The organism is Silanimonas sp., from assembly GCF_027531545.1.
Lineage (GTDB): Bacteria > Pseudomonadota > Gammaproteobacteria > Xanthomonadales > Xanthomonadaceae > Silanimonas.
Genome location: NZ_JAPZSC010000032.1, coordinates 1 through 1,082, shown reverse-complemented (window position 1 = coordinate 1,082; position 1,082 = coordinate 1). Strand labels below are relative to the sequence as shown.

The 1,082-nt window shown below is 71.1% G+C and carries 1 protein-coding gene; it reads right to left on the bottom strand.

Going from position 1 to position 1,082, the window contains the following annotated elements; genetic code table 11:
* Nucleotides 1-1,082: hypothetical protein (locus O9280_RS14525; RefSeq protein ID WP_298344316.1), on the bottom strand; the 1,082-nt coding region annotated here is incomplete at both ends.

Here is a 1,082-nt window from a genome sequence, read left to right as displayed (position 1 = left end):
CGCAGGGCCTGGCGCAGCCGAACCGGCTCGACCACGCCACCACGGGGGCTCCACAGCCGACCCGGCGCGAGCAACCAGTGGAACAGCAGGCCACACGCGATGGCGAACACGATCAGCAGGCTGCGCCCGGCGGTGTCGATGGCGAGATCCTGTCCACGCACCAGCGCCAGCGTGCTCAGGAACTGCGCCGGCAGCAGCACCACTGCGGCCTGCGGCACGATCCGCGCCAGCGCTTCGCGACGGGCGCGGGTCCAGCGGAAGTGCGCGTGCGCCAGCCCGTTGTCGATGACCAGCCAGCGTAGGAACGTGAACAGGGCGACGCTGCCGGCGAGCGCGGCGAGCGCTGTGCCGATGGAATGCGTGTAGCGGCCGGGATCTCCTGCGAGCTGCAGCAGACGCCCCGAGAGCCACGCCAGCACCGCCCAGGGCAGGGCGGCGACCAGGGTCCATCCCAGCGCCTGCCAGGTGTGCCGGTAGCTGTCCTCGCGAATCGTGCGGGTGGGGCGTGCAAGTGCGGGCAACACCTGCCGGGCACGCCGCTGCAACACGAACAAGGCCACCACGAGCAGGCTGCCGGCCAGCACGCTCCATGGCCGCGTGGACAGCACCTGGAGCGCGCGTGCGCTGCTTTCGACAAGTCGTCCGGGCGCCAGCAGGTCGACCCAACCGGCTGGCTGGGCGCGCAGCCAGTCGAAGTCGACGCTTCGGTGGCTCGGAATCCAGAACAGCTGGCGATCCAGCAGGGCCTTGAGCTGCAGGCTGGCGGCAAGCTTCCCATCAAGCGCGACTTCGGCCTGCTCGATACGCTCCAGAAGCCGGCGCAGGCTGGTTTCCAGCCGACGCAGCAGCTCGCTGCGGGTCTGCAGCAGCGCATCCGCGCGCGCCAGCGTCGCCGGGTCGCCCGCGTCCGCGTCCGGTAGTGCCTCCCGAAGCTCGCTGCGCTGCGCTTCAAGCGCGCTACCGGCATCGACCAGGTCGAACAGGCGCAGCCGGATCTGCACGGCCTCCTCGCGGAGCGCGTTGACGTCTCTTTGCAAGCTCTGGGGCTGCGGCAGGCGCTGGCGTTCGCGCAGCAGGACCGC